Source organism: Paenibacillus sp. MAEPY2 (assembly GCF_000499205.1).
GTDB lineage: Bacteria > Bacillota > Bacilli > Paenibacillales > Paenibacillaceae > Paenibacillus > Paenibacillus vandeheii.
In genome coordinates, this window is the sequence record NZ_AWUK01000032.1 from 150,499 (window position 1) to 174,684 (window position 24,186).

15 protein-coding genes are annotated in these 24,186 nt (G+C 48.2%); 1 reads left to right on the forward strand and 14 read right to left on the reverse strand.

Annotated features, from left to right (window positions below):
- Nucleotides 1-22 precede the first annotated feature (22 nt).
- Nucleotides 23-340 (reverse strand): thioredoxin, encoded by a 318-nt coding sequence (gene trxA / locus P364_RS0124220; RefSeq protein ID WP_017692451.1) that lies wholly within the window; start codon nucleotides 338-340, stop codon nucleotides 23-25.
- Between the two features lie 264 nt (nucleotides 341-604).
- Here trxA and P364_RS37435 point away from each other — a divergent pair, with 264 nt between their 5' ends.
- Nucleotides 605-760 carry a YqzM family protein gene (locus P364_RS37435; RefSeq protein ID WP_094937839.1) on the forward strand — a complete coding sequence of 52 codons (156 nt, stop codon included), beginning with the start codon at nucleotides 605-607 and terminating at the stop codon, nucleotides 758-760.
- 123 nt (nucleotides 761-883) lie between these two features.
- Here the strand turns inward: P364_RS37435 and dnaI are convergent, their stop codons facing one another.
- The 13 genes from dnaI to P364_RS0124290 all read right to left on the reverse strand — a co-directional run bounded on the left by dnaI (nucleotide 884) and on the right by P364_RS0124290 (nucleotide 24,121).
- Complete coding sequence (gene dnaI, locus P364_RS0124230; protein WP_024632632.1) at nucleotides 884-1,834, reverse strand: primosomal protein DnaI; 951 nt, start codon at nucleotides 1,832-1,834, stop codon at nucleotides 884-886.
- A gap of 230 nt (nucleotides 1,835-2,064) precedes the next feature.
- Nucleotides 2,065-4,887: an alpha-mannosidase gene (locus P364_RS0124235; protein ID WP_024632633.1), complete on the reverse strand. Its 2,823-nt coding sequence runs from the start codon at nucleotides 4,885-4,887 to the stop codon at nucleotides 2,065-2,067.
- Nucleotides 4,888-4,891: 4 nt separating this feature from the next.
- Entirely contained in the window at nucleotides 4,892-8,065 is a 3,174-nt protein-coding gene (locus tag P364_RS0124240; RefSeq protein WP_024632634.1) for a beta-galactosidase, read from the reverse strand.
- Complete coding sequence (locus P364_RS0124245; protein ID WP_024632635.1) at nucleotides 8,062-9,381, reverse strand: glycoside hydrolase family 125 protein; 1,320 nt, start codon at nucleotides 9,379-9,381, stop codon at nucleotides 8,062-8,064. Before P364_RS0124245 ends, P364_RS0124240 begins: the two co-directional genes overlap by 4 nt.
- 293 nt (nucleotides 9,382-9,674) lie before the next feature.
- The gene (locus P364_RS0124250; RefSeq protein ID WP_024632636.1) at nucleotides 9,675-12,782 is read right to left on the reverse strand and encodes an alpha-mannosidase; all 3,108 of its coding nucleotides are present in this window, start codon (nucleotides 12,780-12,782) and stop codon (nucleotides 9,675-9,677) included.
- Between the two features lie 4 nt (nucleotides 12,783-12,786).
- Nucleotides 12,787-15,135 (reverse strand): glycoside hydrolase family 3 N-terminal domain-containing protein, encoded by a 2,349-nt coding sequence (locus P364_RS0124255; RefSeq protein WP_024632637.1) that lies wholly within the window; start codon nucleotides 15,133-15,135, stop codon nucleotides 12,787-12,789.
- A gap of 33 nt (nucleotides 15,136-15,168) precedes the next feature.
- Nucleotides 15,169-16,023, reverse strand: coding sequence for a carbohydrate ABC transporter permease (locus tag P364_RS0124260; RefSeq protein ID WP_236642230.1), 855 nt, complete (start codon nucleotides 16,021-16,023; stop codon nucleotides 15,169-15,171).
- Nucleotides 16,024-16,107: 84 nt separating this feature from the next.
- On the reverse strand, nucleotides 16,108-17,037 hold the full coding sequence (locus P364_RS0124265; RefSeq protein WP_024632639.1) for an ABC transporter permease: 930 nt from the start codon (nucleotides 17,035-17,037) through the stop codon (nucleotides 16,108-16,110).
- Between the two features lie 75 nt (nucleotides 17,038-17,112).
- The gene (locus P364_RS0124270) at nucleotides 17,113-18,585 is read right to left on the reverse strand and encodes an ABC transporter substrate-binding protein (RefSeq protein WP_024632640.1); all 1,473 of its coding nucleotides are present in this window, start codon (nucleotides 18,583-18,585) and stop codon (nucleotides 17,113-17,115) included.
- Between the two features lie 281 nt (nucleotides 18,586-18,866).
- Nucleotides 18,867-20,381, reverse strand: a complete 1,515-nt coding sequence (locus tag P364_RS0124275; RefSeq protein WP_024632641.1) for a response regulator transcription factor — start codon at nucleotides 20,379-20,381, stop codon at nucleotides 18,867-18,869.
- 1 nt (nucleotide 20,382) lies between these two features.
- The gene (locus P364_RS0124280; RefSeq protein WP_024632642.1) at nucleotides 20,383-22,212 is read right to left on the reverse strand and encodes a sensor histidine kinase; all 1,830 of its coding nucleotides are present in this window, start codon (nucleotides 22,210-22,212) and stop codon (nucleotides 20,383-20,385) included.
- Between the two features lie 233 nt (nucleotides 22,213-22,445).
- The gene (locus P364_RS0124285; RefSeq protein ID WP_024632643.1) at nucleotides 22,446-23,120 is read right to left on the reverse strand and encodes a hypothetical protein; all 675 of its coding nucleotides are present in this window, start codon (nucleotides 23,118-23,120) and stop codon (nucleotides 22,446-22,448) included.
- A gap of 29 nt (nucleotides 23,121-23,149) precedes the next feature.
- Nucleotides 23,150-24,121 carry a helix-turn-helix transcriptional regulator gene (locus tag P364_RS0124290; RefSeq protein WP_024632644.1) on the reverse strand — a complete coding sequence of 324 codons (972 nt, stop codon included), beginning with the start codon at nucleotides 24,119-24,121 and terminating at the stop codon, nucleotides 23,150-23,152.
- Between the last annotated feature and the right edge of the window lie 65 nt (nucleotides 24,122-24,186).

Here is a 24,186-nt window from a genome sequence, read left to right on the forward strand (position 1 = left end):
GCGTATGTGTAAGCCTGGTAACTTATTGGTGTTTTGCGATAATTCCTTTGAGAGCATCTTTCGAGTTCAGACCAACCACTTTATCAACTGGTTGACCGTCTTTGAAGAAGATCAAAGTTGGAATGCTCATTACGCCGAAGCGGGAAGCAGATTCCGGATTTTCGTCCACATTGACTTTAGCAATTTTCACTGCATCGCCAACTTCAGTGGACAGCTCTTCCAGGATTGGAGCGAGCATTTTACAAGGACCACACCAAGGCGCCCAAAAATCAACAAGAACCGTTCCTTCGCCTTCGACTTCAGCGTTAAAGGATTGATCGGATACGTTAACAATAGCCATGAAATTGTCCTCCTTATATATACTTACGGTTTATTTTAACCTGTAACGTCGTGAACGACACTTCCAGTATAACACAGGTACTTTAAACTTGTGAAATGAACGCATCAATGTTCATCTTCCCAACATCAAATCTTCACAATTGAAGAACTTGGCAGGATCACTGCAAAATCTTTACAAACGCTTTCTTTTCCAAGTATACTAAAATTACTCCGGGCTTCAGCTCCCTGTAAGGGCAAGCTGTAATCCCCATAAGGAGGCAATACCATGGATGCAAATGTGCGAATCAACGACCCGCGTGAACATGTGAACGAGGAACCCCGTAACGATCTGTTTGATCTTATAGCGGGTGTTACTGGCATGGCCGGCCTGATGACGGTCATCTTTTTCGGAATGGTTATCTTCAAATTTATTACCGAATAGGATCTTCAGGCTGCACGCAGGCCAGAAAAGCCCGGTTTTCGCGACAATGCGAAAGCCAGGCTTTTTTTGGGACTCGACTATATGTGTAAAAATAATCAGATAAGATCGGTGACATAATAGGGATTAACGTTTGCCCCGTTGATTCTCACCTCGAACCGAGATGACATCCACAAACGGACGAATCCGGTCCATCAAACGCTGGCCTTTGTTCATTTCCTCGCCGTCCCTGCTGGTGAAGCTAAGATGTTTCTCCAGCCCATCCAAGTTGTAGTTGGACGTATAAAATGTAGGCTTGCGATTCATACGATAATTTAGAATGGAACCCATCACATGATCCCGAACCCATGGGTTCAGATTCTCTGCCCCAATATCATCAAAGATGAGCAGATCACAGCTTTTCAGAATATCCGTCGTTTCCTTCAGCTTGTTTCCTTCACTGATCATGGATTTCAGATCTTCCACAAAGTCAGGCATGTAGATAATGACACCTGTGTGGCCCACAACCGCGAGTTCATGCAGCAGATAACACATTAGAAACGTCTTGCCCGTTCCAAATGATCCTTCCAAAAACAGTCCTTGCGGAGACAATCCATTCTCCTTGGTCTCGTTAATATAACGCAGAACCTGGTTCACCGCCGGAGCACGCATCCGATCCTTGCCCATAATTTCCACATCGTTATATCCTGCATTAAGCGCACGCTCGTCCACATAGAAACTGCGGATTCTCTGCTTGATAACATGCTCGTTTTGCCGGGCGATATGTTTGGAACAAGGTGCTTTTTTATCTATAATTTCGGGTTTACCGTTAAAATGCTCTACTTCCAGTTTGCAAAAGTGACCCTGGAAATCGTTAGGACAGTTGTCGAGTCCCGGACAATTCGCACAGTTCTTCGAATCTTTGGCATACTGATACAGCTTGCTCAGATCGGTAATAAGCTGTGCATCTTTCAGTTCAGGATGACCTGCGCGGAATTCGCGTACGTACGGATCTTCCATCAATTCCGCCGCAATCCGCCGCGACTGTTCACGAAAGGAAGGATTCAGCTGCTGAAGCAGTCCTCCCAAGGATTCCATGGCTTCAAGCCTCCTTAATAGTTTCAATATAGAATGAACAATTGAATTTTACGATGACCATCATGATGGCAGGGTAACCTTCGATCGCTTGTAATGCTACTGTTCATTCTATATAAACTTGAGGAATAACTCAACATTTTCAGCTGGAAAAAACATTATCCATTCCATGACAGTCCGTTGAACTTCAGGTAGACTCTACACAAAGAATGGATCCGATCACGCTTGCCAAATTAACGACGCAACCCCACGGTAACAATCTCGCAAGGTCCCGCCTGCAAAGCCCATTCCTTGCTAATCATAGCAGCCGAGGATTCATTTATAATAGAAGCATTCAGCTTGCCTGTCTCTTCCTCCAGAATGTTGCTCTGATATGCGTCTGCCAATGCTTGCGGGATGGACTCCGAAGCAGCAAATTTCAATTCCGTCGTATTAGATCTCATGTTATACCAACGTAACATCAGATCACCCGAATCCTCGTTCACCTTCAGTGAAGAAAACGCAAGACCGTCCCCTTGCCACTCAAACGGTGTGTTGCTTGGCGTCAGGAAACCCGGGTGTACGTCCGTCTGAGCCACAGTCCATGGAATCTGGAACTGGTAAGCTTCAATGTATGCTCCGGAGGTAGCTCCGTTCCCGTCATGAGGGATGATCTCCAGCTGGAAGGAATGCTCTCCGAGACACTGAGCTTCCGGTGTCGGGAACAATCCCCAGTCTCCAAGCTCTCCCACCGCACGAAGCAATGTTACGGCAATTGTATTCCGTCCATCCTCAAGAACCTCATATTCATTCAGACCCAGATTGGCTACAACCAATCCAGCCTGATCCTCGCTCACATCAACAAAACTTTGCTGATGCTGAGTGTTACTTGGATTCTGCCATTCCGGTGCAGGCGTATTATCACGAGCAGCAATTTCGAACATCGAGTCCACGTGATGAACAGCCGCTGTCAGATCCGTCGGGAAGAGTGCCCGCACCCGATGATCCTTCGCCTGATTGTTGAAGGTTGTTTCGAGCTTGACACCTTTCCCACTGCGGCTCAACGACACAATGGTTCGGATCTTGAGCGTCACCATTTGCTTGGAACGCTGCGCTTTGCGATGCGGGTAATAGATCAGTTCCCGCTGCTCACGATCAAGCACTTCGTCCGCGGACTCAGGAATCTCCCAATGATGAACAATTTCGTAGGATGCTCTGTAAGGCGCATCTTCGATGACCTGAATTTCTGCCCGAAGATCCTTCGTAGTTAATGCCACTTCATTCTCCGGCTGTTTGAACATGTACTCATTGCCGATATCGCCGACATTTTCATACACGCCAAGATCCTTGTACGTCCGTCCTGTCCGTTTATCTGTGAGTGTAAATGAACCGTTGTCTGCAATATTTACGATAAAATATTCATTTTCCATGCCACGTTCACCACGCAGCAGTGTAGTTGAATTCGCATTGGTATCTACAGACTCCCCAGCAACAGCATTTGAATCAATCGCAGCATTGCTGTTCATGCGAACCAAAGCATACGTCTTCAGGCCAAGTGCAGGCACGTTCCCTGCTTCAAACGTAATGCTGACCCGGCGACAGCTATAGGGCTGACGGAATCGGTCATCCGGCAGATCATAGCCGAATTGCAGACCCAAATCCTCTACCGTACAAGGAACTGGTTTACCTTCTTCATCCACCAATATACGGCCTGACAGGTCAATGGCGTTCATTTTGGCAGCCATATCCTCCAATGAGAAACCTTCGCGGAAGTACAGACGGGCCGCATCCAGTTCCATCTGAACCACACCGCTGCGCTCCCATCCCGATGTATTAAACACAACCACAGGCCGCGCTTCTTCACCATAGCGTTCAAAGGTTGAAGTATCTACCGCTGCTGCGATTTGGCTGGTGCTGTCCTCAATCAGGGCCTCAGCGACGTGACGGCTTTTATCGAAGCGTGTGACCATCTCGCGATGCACCTCGTCTACGCTACAGCCACAGATGCTGTCATGCGGATGATTCTGCATCAACGTTTTCCAGGCATAAGTGAGTTGATCATGAGGGTAAGGATGCCCTAACAGGTGCGCGAACGAAGCCAGTGGCTCAGCCACCTTTTCCAGCATGGCCTGTCCCAACTGATTCATTTGTTTCAGATAAACGCGAGCCGAAGCTGTGTTCACCAGAGTGCCCCAGCCGTCGGTACGTTGACTGCGCAGCTCTCCTTTTACAACAGACAGCTCTTGAACCGCAGATTCTTTCAACGCTGACAGATAGTCAGGGAAGTTGGAGTGAACAAACTCGATATCGGGATACAACTGTTCAGCCATACGGATGGCTTCTGGCAGATCCTTCTGAATCGGCTGGTGATCACACCCGTTCATATACAACAGCTCATTCGTCGATGCATATTTCTCTGCATCCGCAAGCTTGGTTTCCCAGAACTTGCGAGCCGAAGCTTCGTCCACCGGAACCTCATTCCCGTTGGAGTACCAGTTGGCAAATAAAACACCGAGCACCTTCGATCCATCCGGTCCTTCCCACATCAGCTCTGAGAAACTGGATTCGTATCCAGCGTCAGACACCGTGTTGTTGAAGCCCGTTGGCTTCACACCCCGTCCGAAGAAGACATTATCGATGCCCGATTGCAGCATAAGCTGTGGTGTCTGACCCACCAGTCCAAAGGTATCGGGGAAATATCCGATCTTTGAAGGTGTCCCGTAACGCTTTGCATCCCGATGCCCGACCTGCATATTACGTACATTCGCTTCACCACTGGTCAGGAAGGCATCTTGCAGGATATACCATGGTCCAATGACAATTCGTCCATCACGAATATGCTTCTCCAGCCGTTCCTTCTGCTCAGGTCGAACCTGGAGATAGTCCTCAATAATGATGGTTTGGCCGTCCAGGTAAAAACTTTTGAAATCAGGGCCCTGATCGAGCTGATCCAGTAATGAATCCACCAGTTGAACCAATCGCATATGGTGCTTCTCATACGGCAGATACCATTCCCGATCCCAGTGCGTATGAGAAATAATATGTGCTCTCTTCGATTTGCTTGTCGGTTTAGTCATTGAATTATTCCCCCTCTACCTCTTGTTGTACAATCTCTACCTCATCCGGACGATACACGGCTTGCAGCTGTCCGGCAGCATCTGTGGCAAACAGCACAGAGCGATTTTTCTCCAACAGGAACGTATACAGAACTCCCGTACGCTTATCTCTGACTTTCACCTCATGATCCCAAGCGAATTCTGACACGAATACGTACAGATTTCCTTTCGGGAAGCTCAGCTTCCGGCCATAAATCCCTGCCAGATCACCGCCAGATATCCATTCTAGCTCATGTTCAATGCCAGCCACTTCTGACGCATATCGATACAGGTCTGCCAGCGGCTCATCCCGGCCATTCAACTCTAGCGGCAGCGGACTCCAGATCAATTTGCCTTTGCCTAATGGCAGTAATACTACTTCATCAGGTGTATGATTCTCCGCATGAAGCAACGTTTCCTTCGCCACCTCGGCAATCCGGCGACGACCATACGTGACGCGGTGATTCACCCCGTTAATATTCAGCATTTCTTCTCGCTGTACGTTGCCCAGACTGCGCTCGCCTACAAGGTGATCTGCCCGTTCACTTCTCTTCCAATAGGCATCCAAACCGAGCGGTCCGGTAATAAGCAGCGTAGCTCCTTCATTCTCCGCGAAGTTCAGCAGCTCGCTTAACGCACTGTTGTCCATGTTGTGCGGACTCGGAACCATGATCAGCTTCGGTGGCTGCTGCTTCAAAGCTTCCAGGTGATACTCGGATACAGCCCGGAACGGCAGCTTCAACTCATAAGCCATCACACGGGTAAGTTTCGTTGTTGCATCGTAAGCAAGGGCACGGTTCGAGAAGTCGTTGGAATACGGGAAGACTACTGCAACTTCCTCCAGCTCACGATCGGTAAACAAGTCTCGAATCTGTTCCATAAATCGTCCATAGTCATAAGACACATCGGCCTCAGGTTTTTCCGTACCGTCCGCTCGCAGCGCCCCGATATGAGATTCATTGGCATTATCCATATAGAAGTTGGTATTCCAGATCCACTGCACGGCTCCGGCACCACCTGTTGAGAAGGCATAAGCGTATTTACGCTCCAGAATGCTGTGAAGCTCTTCCTCTGTGCGTTTGGCCCGGCCATCCGGCGTTTCCACATACATGATGCCTGTCTCCTGAATGAGATTCGGTTTATGTGGTGTTTTGGCAAAAATACCGTCCCAGATCAGATCATCGTTGAGCCACCAGGAATGCACCGTTGTATAATCCACTTCCTGTTCATAGAAGAACGGTGAAGGCCGCTGTGCTCCAAGAGCTTCATCCTGTCCAACGGTAACCAGGTGATCAGGAACGAGATCCTTGATTGTGCCTACAAGCTCTCTTGCCCAAACATTATGCATCTCCATCGAGAAGAGACAGTAATCCAGCCAGCGTGTTCCTTTTTTAGCCTTGTGCATATCCTGAACATCGAAATTGATCTCTTCTGGCTCTGGAATAACTGCTGCCGTAAAGTCCGGGAGCTGCTTAGGTGACATGTTCCATGCCTCCTGCAGCGCTTCAATCGACTGATGACGCTGCTGAAGCCACTCGATAAATGCCTGCTGCTCATACAAATCTCGTGCCGAACGTGGCCCATTCGAGAATATGCGCACAGGATCAAACATCGACGGTTCATTAATCAAATCCCAGTCCACATGTGTGGATTGTCTGTGACGACTGACAATGCTGCGGATGAATCGTTTCTGAGCATCTACGCTCTGCGGGTCCAGATATGGATTCGTTCCTTCCCACGTCTCAGGTGTAAAGGAGAAAAAGGTAAACGTCACTTGAAGGCCATGCCGTTTTGCCGTTAACAGGAACGCATCAATGGCGCGCAGTACATCCTCGGACATGTGTCCATCCACCTGCATCATGTTGCGATAGGCAGTCCAGATCCCGGTCCGAATCCAGTTAATGCCCGCTTTCGCCATCTGTGCCATATCCCGATCCCACACATCTGCATTGGGCAAGAACAGAAATTTCCGTGCCACGTCAGAGGTCATGTAGGTCATACCAACAACAGGCAGCGGACGCCCGTCTTTGATAAAATAATCTCTGCTGCGTGTAATAACTTCACCTTCTGCCAACAAGGCCGCGTCCTGCCCCCAGAAACCCTGCCGCATTATGCGAACTTCTCCATCTGGTGCCTGAACCCGACTCACGATGCGGTACAGCCCGCTCTCAATTGAAACCGGAAGAAGAATGCGTTCAAAACGCTGCTCGCCGGAAATTTCCATCTCCAGGTGATGATTCCATACCTTCTCTACCGTGCCATTGGTGCGATTCTCCCGTTCAACCGTCAAATCAAACGTCCACACCTCAGGCTCACTTCTTCTGCTGCCCGCACGCTGTAGAATTTGGGTTTGGAGAATCAGTGAAGCTCGTTCACCCGGTTCATACGAAGCATAGTTCGGCTTCAGAGATAGCTCGGTCACACCTTTGGCGCAATACCGCGCCCAATTCACCATTTCAGCTGCTCCGTTCTGTTCCCAGAAGGTAGCTGTCAGAGGCAGATGCACAAACAGCCAGCGTGAACCGGCAAACGTACTGCGGGAGTTTTCCCACAATACGATCGGGGCAGCGATGCTACGACCATCCTTGCTGTAGCCTCGGAGCAGCGGAGAAATCTGCGTGCTCATCGGACCTGAAGAACCCATCTGATGTGGCAAATCACTTGTTTTGGTTGTATGGGGTACCAGATTCCACGTATCCGCACTCTCGAACATTCCTTCCTTACCTGCAAGGAGCGGAATATCTTCGGATGAAGTTAGTGAATCCACTTTGGCTGCGGATACCTGTAACGCCTCATGAATGTAAAGTTCCTGGTGATACGCCGTTTGTTCCGACTCGGAAACCCATGTCCCATTCTCCTGACGAACAGGACGCTTAAATGGTGCGCCACCAACGCTGATCAGGCTTCCGCCCTGATGAAGAAAAGCTGCAATTTCGGTCCAAGCCGATTTGGGAAAATAGGGTGCATGCAGATTCACGAAACACCCTTCGCCTGCCGCCCTGCTCAAAACCGAAGCCAATTCATCCGCGCCTGCAACGATGACTTCTTCGGATGTTTTCCATAAATCAAGAGCATCTTGCGATGGCAACGTGCCTTGCACCGGAAACGCTGGATCAGAGAAAATAATCAGCTTGGTTCCCTTCACCTGTGCGCTACTCATAGCAGGCCATCCTTCATGGATTTATAGACCAACTGGGAGAACAGGCTGTTGGACCAGGCAAACCATTTTCTTGTGAATATCGTCGGATCGTCTGCATGGAAACCTTCATGCATATACCCTGTATCCGCGTCCGTTGCTTCCAGCATGCGAATAATCTCCAGCTTTTCTTCAGAAGACTGGGCCGTTAACCCCTGCATGGACAGACCCATATGCCAGATGTAATCCGGCGGTGTATGTGGGCTGCCGATTCCTTTGGCAACTTTGCCTTCATAATAGAATGGATTCTCTTTGCTGAGCGCAAAACGTCTCGTATTCTGATAGATCGGATCATCCGCTGTGACATAGCCAAGGTAAGGAATGGACATCAGTCCAGGTGTACCCGCATCATCCATCAGGCAGTAGTTGCCGAAGCCATCCGTCTCATACGCGTAGATCGGGCCAAATTCAGGATGACGATAAATCCCGTAAAGCTGAATACCATGATCTACTTCAGCTTCCAGATCCTTAAGCTCCTGTAGAAGTGCCATGTCACGGAATACCCACTCCGCGAACTCCTGCATCTGACGCAGGGCAACAACGGCAAACATATTGCCAGGGATGTTGTAGTGGAAATCACACGCATCATCACTTGAACGGAATCCAGACCAGATCATGCCTGTGTAATTGACAGGCATGCCTCGTCCATTATTGCGGATCGAATCCGTAGCAATGCCGTTATTGCGGGTAAAGCTATATGGTGATTGCTCCATGTGATGCTGCTCCACCCGGAACAAATCCACGATTTTGAGCATTGCGGCTTTGAAGCTGGAATCAAAAATATCCGTCAATTCGGTTTCTTTCCAATATAAATAAGCCAGACGGATAACAAAGCACAGGGAGTCAATCTCGAATTTGCGCTCCCATACCCAAGGTGACATCTCAGTCACGTCGGTTGTGTTCCAGTGCCAGTCATTGGCTGTCTCATTGAAGGCATTGGCATACGGATCAATATGAACGTACTGGATGTGGCGCTTGATCAGACCGCCAATGATCCGTTGCAGATCTGCATCTTCCTTCGCAAACGGAATATAGTGCACCACTTGCTCCACGGAATCACGCAGCCAGGAAGCTGGAATATCGCCCGTGATGACAAAGGTCGTGCCGTCATCCATTAATTTCGTTGTCGTTTCAATCGTATTGGGAAAACAGTTCTTGAATAGCTGAAGCAGCTTCGGTCGATGCGCCAACTTCTGCTCCGCTTCTTCCATTACAGCCTGAACGGCTTGTGGCAATGCAACAGGTGGCATCGGTATTTTGGGTAGTCTGAATTGTTCCATGAATGAGTGCACTCCTTAAACAAATTGAATGGTGTAGCCATAGCAAGATAAACCCATTAACTGTACACTAGGACACTACGATTGCAGTACCATCTTCCGATCGCTGTTATCCCCAGATTTTTTTGATTCCCTTCTCCAAAGGGAAAATCCGGGGATAAAGGCGTAGCATATGCTTTCGATGTAGCTTTCTTTCAGAAAGCTTTTAGCTCCGCTTCTCCATCTGGTTCTGCACTCTACGTTTTCGTGTACATGGTTTAGTTCATCTTACATAGCTCAGAGTATTTCAAAAAGGTTTACCGTAGTAGCACGGTTTTTATTTCGTAAGGTTTAAAGGACAATGTAATCTGACCATTGGTATTGGCCAGCGGTTGGCCTGCTTCTTCCAAAGCATTGGAGTGATAGGCTTGCTCAAATGCATGCGGCCATTGCAGCGTCACCTGTTCACGTATGCCTGAAGATTCATAGAAACGGAGCACTGTACCATTTCCTCCCTCAGCCGGTTTGACCGTATCCAGAATGACATGGCTGCTATCGAATTCAATCCATGCCCCGGTTGCCGGGCGTACGCCTGCGTTCTGGTCCACCTGCTGCACTGGCACTTCATGATTCAATTCAGCTGCCTGACGCACGGTATGTGCACTTCTCCAGTCACCTTCATGTGGATACAGGGAATAGGTAAAGTGATGTTCTCCAAGATCCGCAGTCCGGTCAGGCCATCTCGGTGCACGCAGCAAGGAGAGGCGAATCGTGCTTCCCTGTACGTCGTATCCGTATTTGCAGTCATTAAGCAAACTGACGCCATATCCGTACTCCGCGACATCTGCGAAGCGGTGTCCGCACACTTCATACTGAGCTTGCTCCCAACTCGTGTTGCGATGGGTCGGACGCTCCAATGCACCGAATGGAATTTCATAGGTTGCTTTGGAAGTCACTACATCGATCGGGAAGCCCACTTTGAGCAATTTATGATCTTCATTCCAGCTCACATGGGTCTTGAAATCGATCCGTCGATGGTCATGATAGAACACCATATCCTGTGTAATCACAGACTGGTGAAGCCTCCACTGAAAACGAAGTACATCCTTCGTCGTGCCTGCCAGCACCAATTTCTTCTCCACAAGCTCTGCTTCTCCAGCAACCTGGGCCTCATAACGGCTGTCGATATCCCAGGCATCCCAAAGCGTCGGACGGTCATGGAAAAATTGAAATTGATTGCCGCGTTCACCCGGCTTCAGGATCTCGCGTTCTGCTGTCTTGTCCCACAAGTGGGATATCTCGCCTCGATCGTTAAACTGCACGTGGTAATACGCGGTTTCCCATGTATCTGTAAAGTTCTTTTGGCCAGCAATGCTCGCCATTTCCCTTACATTCGTTTCTCTTGCATTTTCCGGTACAAGCCAAATCGTCTTATGCCCAAACGCTGGAATGTCGGTTACCAGGATCGAAATTTGTCCATCCTCCCGATCCATTCGCAAACGCTGGCCCTCTTCATCTATGACGTAACGATCAAATCCATCATGCATTTGAAGTTGAATGACTGCACTTCGAGTCCAGCCGAGGCTGTTGAACATAACATAGGGAACTGAACCCTCTGGCCCCTGCGTGTTAATTTCCTCCGTCAATGCCGCAACCCCTTGATTCAATCCTGCTCTACCTAACTCAAATACCCGAACATACTCCTCATCCGAAGTTACATAGGATTCTGTAATGGCCGAACCAGGGATAATATCATGGAATTGATTCAGCAAGATCAGCTTCCAGCCATCATGCAGGGAAGAGCGTACTTCCGCTTCCTGCTGTGCATCCATATTCGATAGCGCAAGGGTGTTCCAGAGCTCCGCTTCACGATAAAGCACCTCAGCCTTCCGGTTGTTGCGCTTATTGCGGCCATGAGTCGTATAGGTACCCCGGTGAAGCTCCAAATACAGGTCGCCATGCCATTTTGGAAGATCAGGCTGTGCCTTCTCGATTCCGGCAAAAAAGGCTCCGGCCGTGCTATACCCATTCTTCGGCTGTCCCACCATCAACTCCGAACGGTCCACATACTCCAGCATCTCTCGTGTTACGCCACCACCGCCGTCGCCATGCCCATACAGAAGCATATGCTCAGGATGCGCCGCCTTCTCGCGGTAAGACTGCCAATGATCATGAATGTCCTTCGGCAGCGTGTGCTCGTTGACACCATGATTGAGATAAGACAGGATAGCCGTTCCATCAATGCCTACCCAGTGGAAAAGATCATATGGGAACACGTTCGTATCATTCCATCCGAGCTTGGTCGTCATAAAGTACTCGACATTCCCATGCTTCAAAATCTGAGGCAGGGAAGCACAATAACCAAATGTATCTGGCAGCCATTCAATCTGGGATGTTTTGCCGAACTCCTCCATATAAAAGCGCTGACCGTATAACATCTGACGAATCAGAGATTCCCCACTCGGAATGTTCAGATCCGGCTCAACCCACATACCGCCAACCAGTTCCCATCTTCCTTCGGCAATGCGCTTCTTCACCCGTTCATACAGCTCCGGATCATGTTCCTTCAGAAAAGCATAGAGCAAAGGCTGGCTCTGTGAATAAATATAATCGGGATATTCATTCATAAGTGCATCCACCGTGGAGAATGTACGACTGGTCTTCCGCACCGTCTCACGTACAGGCCATAGCCAGGCAATATCGATGTGCGATTGCCCCACCATATGCTCCAAGCCTTCGGCGTTTCCACCAATCTCACGCACTTCATGAATCAATCTTTCTTCGATACTGTAGATGCCATTTCCCTGCTTGACAGCCTCTTCAGTCAGACCAACAAATTGATCCATCGCTCGATAGATCGCTTCCAGCAGGCGCACACGGCGGAAATCACTTTCTGGAAGCAGCACCGCGGAATCACGCACAATCGTGACCGTGTACATCAGGCTGCGGACAGGTTCATTCGGTCGCACCAACAAACTGTGGATCGATGTAATCGGCGGCTGAATAACCGCTTGCTGATTTAATGGATCGACAGGCTCAGGCACCGGATCAAATAACTCAATCTCAAGGTCGGGCTGTGCCCCGATTCGGGAAGGATCGAGTGTTACATACGTATGATTGCGATCCAGCCCCTGATAGGAGTGTCCATTCACCCGCAGCAAGCCTTCTCCACCGGATTCAAATACAAGTCCGTAAGGTTCCTTCTGCCAGGAGGCAGGAACTTCCAGACGCGTACGGAAGAAATAAGTCGTTCCCTGATCGCTCGGGAAATGATCCAATCCCCCTCCTTCCGGATAGGCCTTCTGATCTTCATATTGTCCTGGTACTTTATAATAAGCGCGAGTGATGTCCCAGCTGCGCAGCTCCATTTGCTCCAGCCACTGACGTTCGGATAACTCGCGAATAAATCGTCTGATGCGTTCCATTTCCTTACGCCCCCTCTACCGTCAGCTCGGTGAACTGCGTATCATTCACATGTCTTCCGATATGAATATGGAATTGTCCTGGCTCAACGACAGGCGTGAGATCACGACCGATATATTGCAGCTGCTCCGCTCCAATATGGAAGATTACAGTCCGCATCTCTCCGGGTTCCAAATTCACTTTAGCAAACCCCTTCAGCTCCTTGGCTGGACGAGCCACTCGGCTGACCACATCGGATACGTACATCTGAATAACTTCTGCACCTCTGCAAGCCCCTGTATTGGTGACATTCACGGTAACGGTAACCGTCTCGTCTGCTGTCATCGATTCCGTACTCAGCTTCAACTCGCTGTAATCAAACGTAGTATAACTAAGCCCATATCCGAATGGATAGCGAGGCTCCAAATCCTCTTCCAAATATCGCTTGCCTCGTGATCGTTTACCATTGTAGTAGATCGGTAATTGACCCACATGCTTCGGAATGGAGATTGTTAATCTGCCGGACGGATTCACATTGCCAAATAAAATATCCGCAATGGCATGTCCGCCCTCCTGGCCTGGATACCATGCTTCCAGAATGGCATCGGCATGTTCATCCACCCAAGGCTCGGTAATCGGACGACCGTTGATATAAATAATGACAAGTGTTTTGTCCAGCTTGTGAATCTCTTGAATCAGCTCCAGTTGTACTCCTGCAAGTCCAAGCGTCATACGGTCAATGCCTTCCCCGCACTCCATGTCATTCCATGAATTATCCGACACATTGGAAGCACCGGTCTTCAGATCGATCGTTCCTTCACCAAAATCACGGGCGCTTGAGCCGCCAACGACTATGATGACTGTATCGGCCTGACGTGCAGTTTCTATCGCGTGCTCGAACCCTTCCCTTGAATCGCCCTTGATGCGGCAACCCGGCGCATAGAGCACTTCGACTTCACCATTCGAATTTCCATCAGAGCCTTCCTCCGCGTGCCCACTCTTACTAACGGCAAACTTACTGCGGATGCCATCCAGCACCGTAGCCACTTTGGATTTTGGTTGGGGGGATGTATAATCGCCCAACTGGTTGTAGGCTTGGTCTGCATTAGGACCAATGACAGCAATTCGGCCTGCTGTTGCCGCTGACAGAGGCAGAGCTGCAGCTTCATTTTTGAGCAGGACCACACCTTCTGCAGCCAATTGGCGTGCCAGTTGAATATGCTCTGCGCTGCCGATGACTTCTGCTGCTCGATCAGCATCCACATAAGGCTTCTCGAATAGTCCCAGCTTGAATTTCAGCGCCAGCACGCGGCGGACAGCCTGATCCAGTACATGCATCTCAAGCTTTCCTTCCGAGATCGCCTGTACCAGATATTGTCCAAACATCTCACCGGACATCTCCATATCAATACCTGCCTGAATGGCCTGTATGGATGCTTCCAGTCCATCCGCCGCCACATCATGCCCACTTGCGAGCATGTTGATGGCACCGCAGTCCGTAATGACCAGACCGTCAAAGCCCCAGCCTTTTCGCAAAACATCCTCCAGCAATTCCGTATTAACCGTACACGGGATACCATCGATTTCGTTATAAGCCGGCATAATGGATTGAGCGCCTGCTTCAACAGCTTTTCGGAACGGATACAGATCTACTTCCAGCAGTTCACGCCAGCCCATGTGCACCGGTCCCGCATTGCGTCCACCTTCCGAGCTTCCATAACCGACAAAGTGTTTCAGTGTAGCCGCTACCGCATCCTCTTGGTCCAAACTTTCGCCCTGAAGTCCTTGCACGGATGCAACAGCCAGTTCGCCAATAAGGTATGGGTCTTCACCAAAGCATTCCTCGGTACGTCCCCAGCGTGGATCACGTACAACATCCAGTACAGGGGAATATGTTACCGCACCGCCCTGAGCACGCGTCTCACGGGCAACCGCCCGGCACATATCACGGTACAAGTCCACGTTCCAGGTACTGCCCAAGAGCAGGGGAACCGGATAGACTGTACCGTCAATCGCCATATGTCCGTGTGAGCATTCCTCTCCGATCAGAATGGGAATCCCCAGTCTGGAATGCTCTATAGCATGACGCTGAATGAGGTTTACGGCTTCTGCCCCTTCTCTGGCAGACAATCCATTTTCAAGCGTAACACCCGTCCATGGATCTGCACGAAGCGCACCATACAGGGAGCCTACGCCCCCATTTTCAACCTGCTGCTTAAAGGATTCATTCAGCGTGATGTTTCCCTCATCATTCGTATAGGTCTGCCAGCCAAAGGGCTGGATGAGTTGACCCGCTTTCTCCTCCGTCGTCATTAAGCTCAGAAGATGTTCTACTCGCTCTTCCACCGATTTGCTTTTATCCTTATATATCATCATCCTTCGATGCCTCCATCTGTAGAAGTGATTCGGTTACTCTTTAACGGCTCCGACCGTCAGACCCTGTACAAAGTAACGCTGGAAGAACGGATAAGCGAAAATAATCGGCAACGTGGCGAGAACCACCATAGCCATCCGTGAAGTATCCTGCGGAATGGATTGCATCGCCGCCAGACTCATCGAGCTGTTCGCCGAATTCTGCTGGATGAACTGGATGCTGGATTCGATCCGCATCAGCATGGATTGCAGCGGTACGAGGTTCGGATTATCGATATATAACAGCGCATTGAACCAATCGTTCCAGTAACCGAGCGTACTGAACAACCCGATCGTCGCCAGCCCAGGCAGAGACAATGGAATGACAATTTTCAAAAACGTATAAAATTCTCCGGCTCCATCAATTTTTGCCGATTCAATGACCGCATCCGGTACACTGGTTGAATAGAACGTACGCAGGATCATGATATAGAAGGCATTCATTGCAAGCGGCAGAATCAGTGCCCATAAGGTATCTTTCAATCCAAGAAGCTGGGATACGACCATATAGGTTGGGATCATCCCGCCGTTGAACAACATGGTCAGGATGGCAAATATGGAGAAAAATCTCCGATAACGGAAGCTCTTGCGGGATATCGCATAAGCATACAGCGACATTAGAATTAAACTGACGATGGTACCCAGTACCGTGACCAGAATAGTTACCCCGTACGCACGCAGCAGCGTGTCTCCACTCTGCCAGACAAACTGATAGGCTGCGAGACTCCACTCCGCGGGAATAAGTCGGTACCCGTCACGGGCCAGTACCTTCTCGTCCGTGAGCGAGATGATGACCACAAACACAAAAGGAAATACACAAATTAAAGCGAATAGACCCGCTATGATGTTCATAATTACGTTCCAGCCATTGGATACATGATGGAAGTCGCGTTTTTTTACGAGTTGAGCCACAGTGGTTCACTCCTTTCCCTTATCCTAGAATAGGCTGCTATCTTTATCGATTTTGCGTACAACATAGTTGGAAATGATAACAAGTACAAAGCCCACAACGGATTGATACAATCCGGCAGCTGTACTCATGCCAATCTCACCGCTTGTTTTCAAGCCGCGATACACATACGTATCAATAACATTTGTGACGGAATACAACGTACCCGAATCCCTTGGAACCTGATAGAAGAGACCAAAGTCGGCATAGAAGATACGGCCAACGGCCAGCAAGGTCATAATAATGATGATAGGGGATAGCAATGGAATCGTTATATTGCGAATCTGCTGCCATTTGTTTGCACCGTCGATCATCGCTGCCTCATACAGTGACCGATCAATCCCCAGGATTGAAGCGAGATAGACGATGCTGTTGTACCCGATGGTTTTCCATAAAGCGACGAACACCAGGATATACGGCCAGTACTTCGCTTCCGAATACCACTGAATCGGCTCCACGCCGAACCATCCAATAATTTGGTTCAACATCCCCCGGTCCATGCTCAGGAAGCTGAACGCGAAATATCCAACAATGACCCAAGATAGAAAATACGGTAGGAACATACCTGTCTGATACAATTTGGCCAACCGTTTATTAACCAGCTCCGAGAGCAGAATTGCCAAACCTACTGCGAATACCAGCCCCAGAACAATAATGGCGATGTTATAAAAAAGCGTATTTCGGGTAATAAGCCAAGCATCGTTAGTGCTGAACAGGAATTTAAAGTTATCCCAACCCACCCATTCACTCTTCATCAGACTTGCCCAGAAACCTTCGCGGCTAAAGCGATATTGCTTAAATGCTGCTACTGTGCCCACCAATGGCAAGTAGGAGAAGAAGAAGAACCAGATGGCGCCTGGCAGCACCATGAACAGCATGACTCGGTTTCTAATCAGATTTTTCAAAAATGCGGTCATATGGAGATCCTCCTTCAGGCTTGAATGAAAAAGGATCGGGCGCAACAAGCAGCGGCCCGATCCCTGAATTTACCCTTACTTATTTGCCGCTCTCCAGGCATCAAGCTGGGTTTGGGCTTCAGCCATCACTTTTTCAAGTCCGGCTTGATTGAACTTCTCAATCACTTGCTCCAAATTGTTCTCTGGGTCCAGAGTACCTGTCATCAATGCGGCCCAGTATTGCTCTTTGACATTCTGTACTGCGGTCAATTCCGACGACACGTTACTTGAGTCAAAGTTAAAGCTCAGAATTGGGGAATTTACACCCTCTGCATTAAACTTCTTGAACTCATCCCATTTGTTATCCGGGTCATTGTTGTTCAGATACAACAACATGTTGTTACCGAGGGAGTAAGAAGGCATATCATAGTTCTTGGATTCAGCCAGATTTTCCATGTGCGTGTCATCCACTTTTTTGTAGTGAACGCCCTCAATACCGGAATCAACCATATTGCGCAGCACTGGATCTGTATTCAACAGGTTCAGGAACTCCATTGCTTTCTCCGGATATTCGGAGTTGGCTGAGATAGCCATGATCGAACCTTGTACAGACGTGTTGGTGATGATCGCGTCACTTGCTGGTGTGGAAACTACGGGATATCCGTAACTTGCCGACCATTGATTGTCCGCGAGCGGTTGTGTCTGTGCACGATCCAGGAACCAGTTGCCTGATGTGGTCAGGTCGTTGGTCGAACCTGTTGTTGCAGCCTCTGGCGATACATAACCAGCTTTGTAGTATTTGCTCATCGTTTTGAGAGCTGCTTTCATTTCCGGAGTATCCAGAATGTTCACAATCTTGTAATCCGTCGTATCCAGCTTGATTGCCATTGGCAAGTTCTGAATGACGTAGTCGTAAGGAACATAAGGAACGAAGTTTTTATCCATTCCAAACGGAGTCACGCTTGGCTCATTTTCCTTGATTGTTTTAAGCAAAGGCTCCAGACTGTCCAACGTACGGATATTGGAGATGTCCATTTTGTATTTATCAAGCAGCGTTTTGTTGAAACGCCATACTTCTTGTTGAGGCAGCTCCTTATTAGCCGGAATTCCGTAATTGTGTCCGTCTACTTTCGAACCGCTCAGGAATGCAGGATCAATGGTTTTAATGAGATCCTGTCCGTATTTAGGGAGCAAGTCATCAAGTTCCAGGAATGCACCCTTTCTGGCATTTTGAACATAATCGAATCCACCGGAAGAGGTAAACAGAATGTCCATTGGCTCGCCGGATGCTACGTTAACTTGCATCTTTTGCGGATAGTCACCCCAGTCAACCATCTTCATCGTAACTGTGGCATTGATTTTTTCTTTGGTGTACTTGCTGACTTCTTCCATCACTTTATTAACATCTTTCTGAGGAGTACCGATGGTATACCAGATCAGCTCGACAGGATCCTCACCTGCTCCCCCTGATTCTGACGCATCCTTGCTTCCTCCACAGGCGCTAAGAACAACTGTAACCGCCATCAATAATGCAAGTACGAGAGAAAAACTTTTTCTTTGTTTACTCATTTCCTTGATCCTCCCTTTTCGTGTTCCCTTTAGCTCTACAAACTAACTGCTTTAACCTTATCGAATGAAAGCATTTTCAAAAAGAAGATAAACTTAAGTTTTCGAGGTACAAATTAAAGAGAAATCAGTACGAATTCATTAATTTGTACCTTTTGAATAAATCGCTTACATAAAAAAGACATGCTGAGTAACATTTGGCATCAACTGCACTGCATGCCCTTTTGTCCTCAGAATGTCTCATCGATGTCAGACCAATGGTCCAATTGGTGCTCCACTGGCAATTATCCAAAAACCTTAAAATCGGTAGGTGATATTCCCACATATTTCCTAAACTGTTTATAGAAATATCCTGTCTCCCAGTACCCGACATTCCTTGCGATCTCATGTACTTTCAGATTCGAATTGCGCAGCTGTTCCTTGGCACGTTCAATCCGGTATTTATTGATATATTCGGCAAACGTCTCACCCGTCTCCTTGTGGAACAATTGTCCCAAATATACCGGATGAAGATGATAGTGAGCACCCAGCAGCTTCAGGGAAAGCTCTTCTGCGTAATGTTTGTCAATATGTTGAAGCACCTGATTGACGATTGGATTTTTCAGATCCTGAAGCAGAGACTGAATCGTCGCCGTACCCACCTGCTGCAACGCCTGCACGAGTTCATCAAAGGTTCCGCTGTCCAGCACAAGACGAAGTCCACGTTGGTAAATGGCCGATTCATCCGAATGTTTGATACCCTCCAGCTCCATCTTGAAGCGAATGACCACTTCCAATGCGATGTTCTGCAACTCAGCCGGAGTAACCCCGTCGCGATGCTGTTCAAAATCAAGCCGAATTCTCTCAGCAAGCAGCTCTGCATTGCGAGACAGAATGAGCTTCGCGTACTCCTTCCAATCAATGGAGAAGGAAGAGGCAGAGCTTCCGCATTTGTCCAAGATGGCATGATCAATCACTTTGAGGTCGGGATAGATCATCACATACTGGAGCGCCTTTTTCGCCTCCTGGTAGCTTGCAGGCGCATGCTGAAGTCCGCGCATCAGACTTCCTACTCCAATCAGAACAGCAGGATGTGTCTCACACAGCGCAGCGGACAATGCCTCAAGACAACCCATAAACCCCTTTTTCTCGTCCTCGCCTGCATGCACATTGGCAACCATGACGATATCCCCATCGATGTCATGAAATATATTCACATAGGACTTATCCTTCAGCATTTCCTCCACTCGCTCGAACATGCCGGATGTTTCTCCTTTTGCTCGCAATACAGCTACTGCAACATCTGGTGCATCCAGCGAAAGGTTTAAGAACTGTGCTCGTTCCTCGAATTCCGTAGCCGCGATCTGTCCCGTCAGCCATCGGTGAAGAATATTGTCTTTCAGAATTTGAACACCATAAGCATCATCCGTTTGAGGAGACAACGCATGGTCCAGCTTCGAAGCCGTATTGCGAAGCGTCGATTCCAACTCTTCCACATTGATCGGTTTGAGCAGGTAATTTTCGATGCCCAGCTGCATGCCTTCTTTGAGATATTCAAACTCATTGAAACCACTAAGAATAATCACCTTGATATCAGGCTGCACTTGCCTTGCTGCCCGAATGAGATCCAGACCATTCATGAAGGGCATGGATATATCCGTAATCAGAATGTCAACAGGCTGCGCCGACAAGGCGTTTAAAGCGGCCTGTCCATTGCCGGCATGGCTTACAATTTCCATATCAAAAGACGACCAATCCAAAATATCGTACAACCCTTCAATGATGAACGGTTCATCATCCACAATAAATACCTTGTACATATTAAATACCTTTCCCTTCTGTATGAGGATAACGTACCCTAATCAGGGTTCCTTCTCCGAGTGTACTCTCGATCGTGATGCCGAATTCCGGTCCATAGAGGAAACGCAAACGGGTGTGCACGCTTCGCAGTCCGAACATCTGGCCCGATTCTTCCGGACGTTCCAGTTCTTCGAGAATTTCAGTCAGACGTGCAGGTTCAATACCTTTGCCATTATCTCTGACCTCAACCTGCAACACATCATCCAGCTCTTCAACAACGATCGATAATTGATTATCCGAACGTTCTGTCTGGATGCCGTGCACCACATAATTCTCAATGATCGGCTGCAGGGATAGCTTGACCACCGGATGTTGATTATGAACGGGATCCAACTGAATCGAATACATGAAAATGTCCTTATACCGGATTCGAAACAACTCCAGATATAAACGGCAAGCTTCCATCTCATCCTTCAGTGTATAGTTTTTCTTTTGCTGAACGAGGCTCTTGAATAACACGGATAAACTGTAAATCATCTCTCCGACATCCTTCGCCCCCTGAGAGATTGCCCTCATCCGAATGACCTCAAGCGTGTTATAGAGAAAATGGGGATTTATTCGAGCCTGGAGTGCAACAAGTTCAGTCTCCTTTTGTTTGATCTCGGCTTTGTAGACGCGTTCAATATACTGATTAAGTTCATCCAGCATATCATTGAAGCTGTGCGAGATCTGTCCCAGCTCATCGTCACGGGTATCATCGATGCGTGCTGTCAGGTTTCCATACTTCACCTTTTGCGTGAAACGAATGATTCTGCGGGTACGTTTGGCAAAATTAATAATGAAAAATGCCGGAACCAATACCGCAAACAGGATACATATGATGCTAATCGAAACGATGGTATTCCGTGTACCTGCATAGGCCTCAGCCATCTCATCCACAGGAACCGTGCCAATAACCACATACCCCTGATCCGCCGAGACAAACTTGTTCACGTACATGTTCCGTTCCTTTTTCATCGAATCCATGTCGGTCTGATCAAACAGGGAATCGGCCACATCTATATATGGGTACTTCTTGCCGTAATAGTTACTGTTGGAATCAAACAATACCGTACCTTTAGCTGACAGCACCACAATCTCTCCCTTGAGGTTACTTTCATAGCTATCGAGAGCATTGCCAATGCCCGCAGAGTCGAAGAAAACGAGGAACTGCCCCAAATTTCGAAGGGTCTGTGTATTGTTGATGGGCACACGAATCGCATACAGTCCCGGGTCCCATTGATTTATTTCTTTACGTATCCAATAGTTTGGCGCGCTAATATTTGGTGTCTCCATCGCCATCACGTCAGGAATGTAGGAATGAGCCACATTGGTATCCAGCTTTCTGAACTGTTTATGTTGGTTGAAGGTGGACAGATCCTGCTGCTCTGCACTATATAACATCACTTGATTGATATCCGAATTGCGATCCATGATGTTCTGAAAATGTTTCAATACATCAGCTGAGTAATCATCCTGATTCGCATAATAGCCATTTGTCAGATGCTGTACATACTCGGCGTACGTGTGATTCATCAAGTAGGTAATATTGGCTGACAGCGCCTCATTCTGATGCATGTCCCTTACCATGTTCTGCACCGATTCATACTGCTGGTGAATATAACGGTCGACACTTTCCATGGCCGCTTTCTGGATCGCCAGCTCTCGGCGAATCGTGGCGTCGGACACGGACAGGAAAATGATATAGGACAATGTAATAATCGTTACAATTGATATCATGGAGAAGATGAACAGCATCTTCATAAACATATTGTTTTTAAAGAAATTTTTGTAAACGCTAACAATTTTCAAGTCCCATGTTCCCCCCGATGCAGTTTTCCTGTCTAAAGTATATCATCTGCCTTCTGACATTAACTTGTCACCTGGAACTTTTCTTTAGTTTATACCTGTGTTTCTTTAATTTCGCCCTAATTACGTCCTGGATTTTGCCATTGGCCAGCAGAATCCAGTCATAACTGGCAGATACTCAGATTACACCATACGCCAAGGAAAAGGTCATGGTAAAGGATGGAAAGCATACTACCCTACAATACGCCGTTCATTCCACCAAATATCCGACCCAAAACATTAAAATAGATCATAATAAAAGACATGATGAGCGCTATGGATAGAATCGGGAAAAGTCGTATTTTATTTTTCGGAATGACCAGCAGCAAAACAACACTCATGATTAGATATATCGTCATAAGGTATGGAATTAAATAGTAATGAGTATGAATGGGTAAGTACGCGTGACGTAATTGAAATCCTTCTGACAGTATTAATGTAATTGGAAGTGCTGCAACAACATTAGAAAACCGACCATTTCCACGTGCATACCACATGATATAACCACAGATCGGAGATCCCACCGCGCATATCCCCCAGAAAACCATAGCCCTCTCAGGAGAAAAATGTAGGAAGAGCACTGTGTACGCATAATACACCGTCAGCATCGACCCAAAATAAGCAAATATGTTAACAGCGGCCCATTTAGGCGAGTAGCTAAAAACCGATATAAGTGTTGCAACAAATACCCATACAGCCAAGCGGCCACCGATATCGTCAAATATAGGATTGATTCCTGGAGCATCAACAAGTTTGGCTGCTACACCCATAATAATTCCGACTAGCATTATGTACCCGATTGATAAAACTTTTTGTTTTGTGGTTGTCTCGCTTTTAGCTTTAATCTGATCCAGCTTGATATATGCCCCCATTTTCCCCCTCCATTCTTCTAAAACGGATCTCAATTGGGATCGTCTTCATGATGTTTGGCGATATGGTATGCCATTTCCTGAATCCGCAGCTTCAGCTCTAGTGGTTCCCGAATGCGAATGGCCGTACCGAATGACATCAGATATGTCGGAAGGTACTTGTTCATTGTCGGAACATCGAGCAGGAACCGTGCCTCCCGATCGGTCCGTTCCGTCAAATAGTGGCGCAGATGCCAGTGGCCGCATACCGCATTCAACGTGTCAGGCTCTCCCTCGATGCGTATCACTGCCAGCGGGCCATCCGCCTCCCGTCTCTGGTTGGACTGTTCGCCAAAAAAGGAGGAAGCAGAGAAACGCTCCGGCTTGTCAAACCTCGCCTCGGTTGCCTCCAGCCGCTCAATACGGTCGACGCGAAACGTCCGCAACGCCTGTGACCGATGGCAGAACGCAACAGCGTACCAATCGTTTCTGTTATACGCTAACCCATACGGATCAACTTCACGTTCGCTGACCTGTTCCGCATTTGCTTTGCGATAGGTAATCCGAACTGTTCGCCCCTCATTTGCCGCCTGTTCCAAGTCCCGCAGCAACGGAACGACTGAAGGCGGACGCGCTGAAGAAACCACATCCAAGCTGCTCGTCTGGCGGGATAGATCGTAGCGTTGCTCCTCGTGTAGTCCGTTCTCCACCTTCTTCAACGCCAATTCAAGTTCCTGCACATACGGATAGCCAGCGCCTTGGGCAAATTTGAATGCATCCACAAGCGCCTTCAACTCTACGGAGTTGAAGAACAATGGCGTTTCTTTGAAACTTTCCAGTATACGAATGCCACCATCATGGCCCGATTCCGCAACGACCGGCACGCCACTGGCGCATAACGCGTCGATATATCGGTACACCGTGCGGACGCTGATCTCCAAACTGTCCGCGATTTGGGCAGCGGTGAGCTTTCTTCCGGATCGCAGCATCCAGAGCATGGACAGCATATTATCCCATTTCGCCATCGGGAGTCCTCCTCTTTTCCTTGAGAAAATATAATTCATCTACGTCTTGTCCCATTACGTAAAAA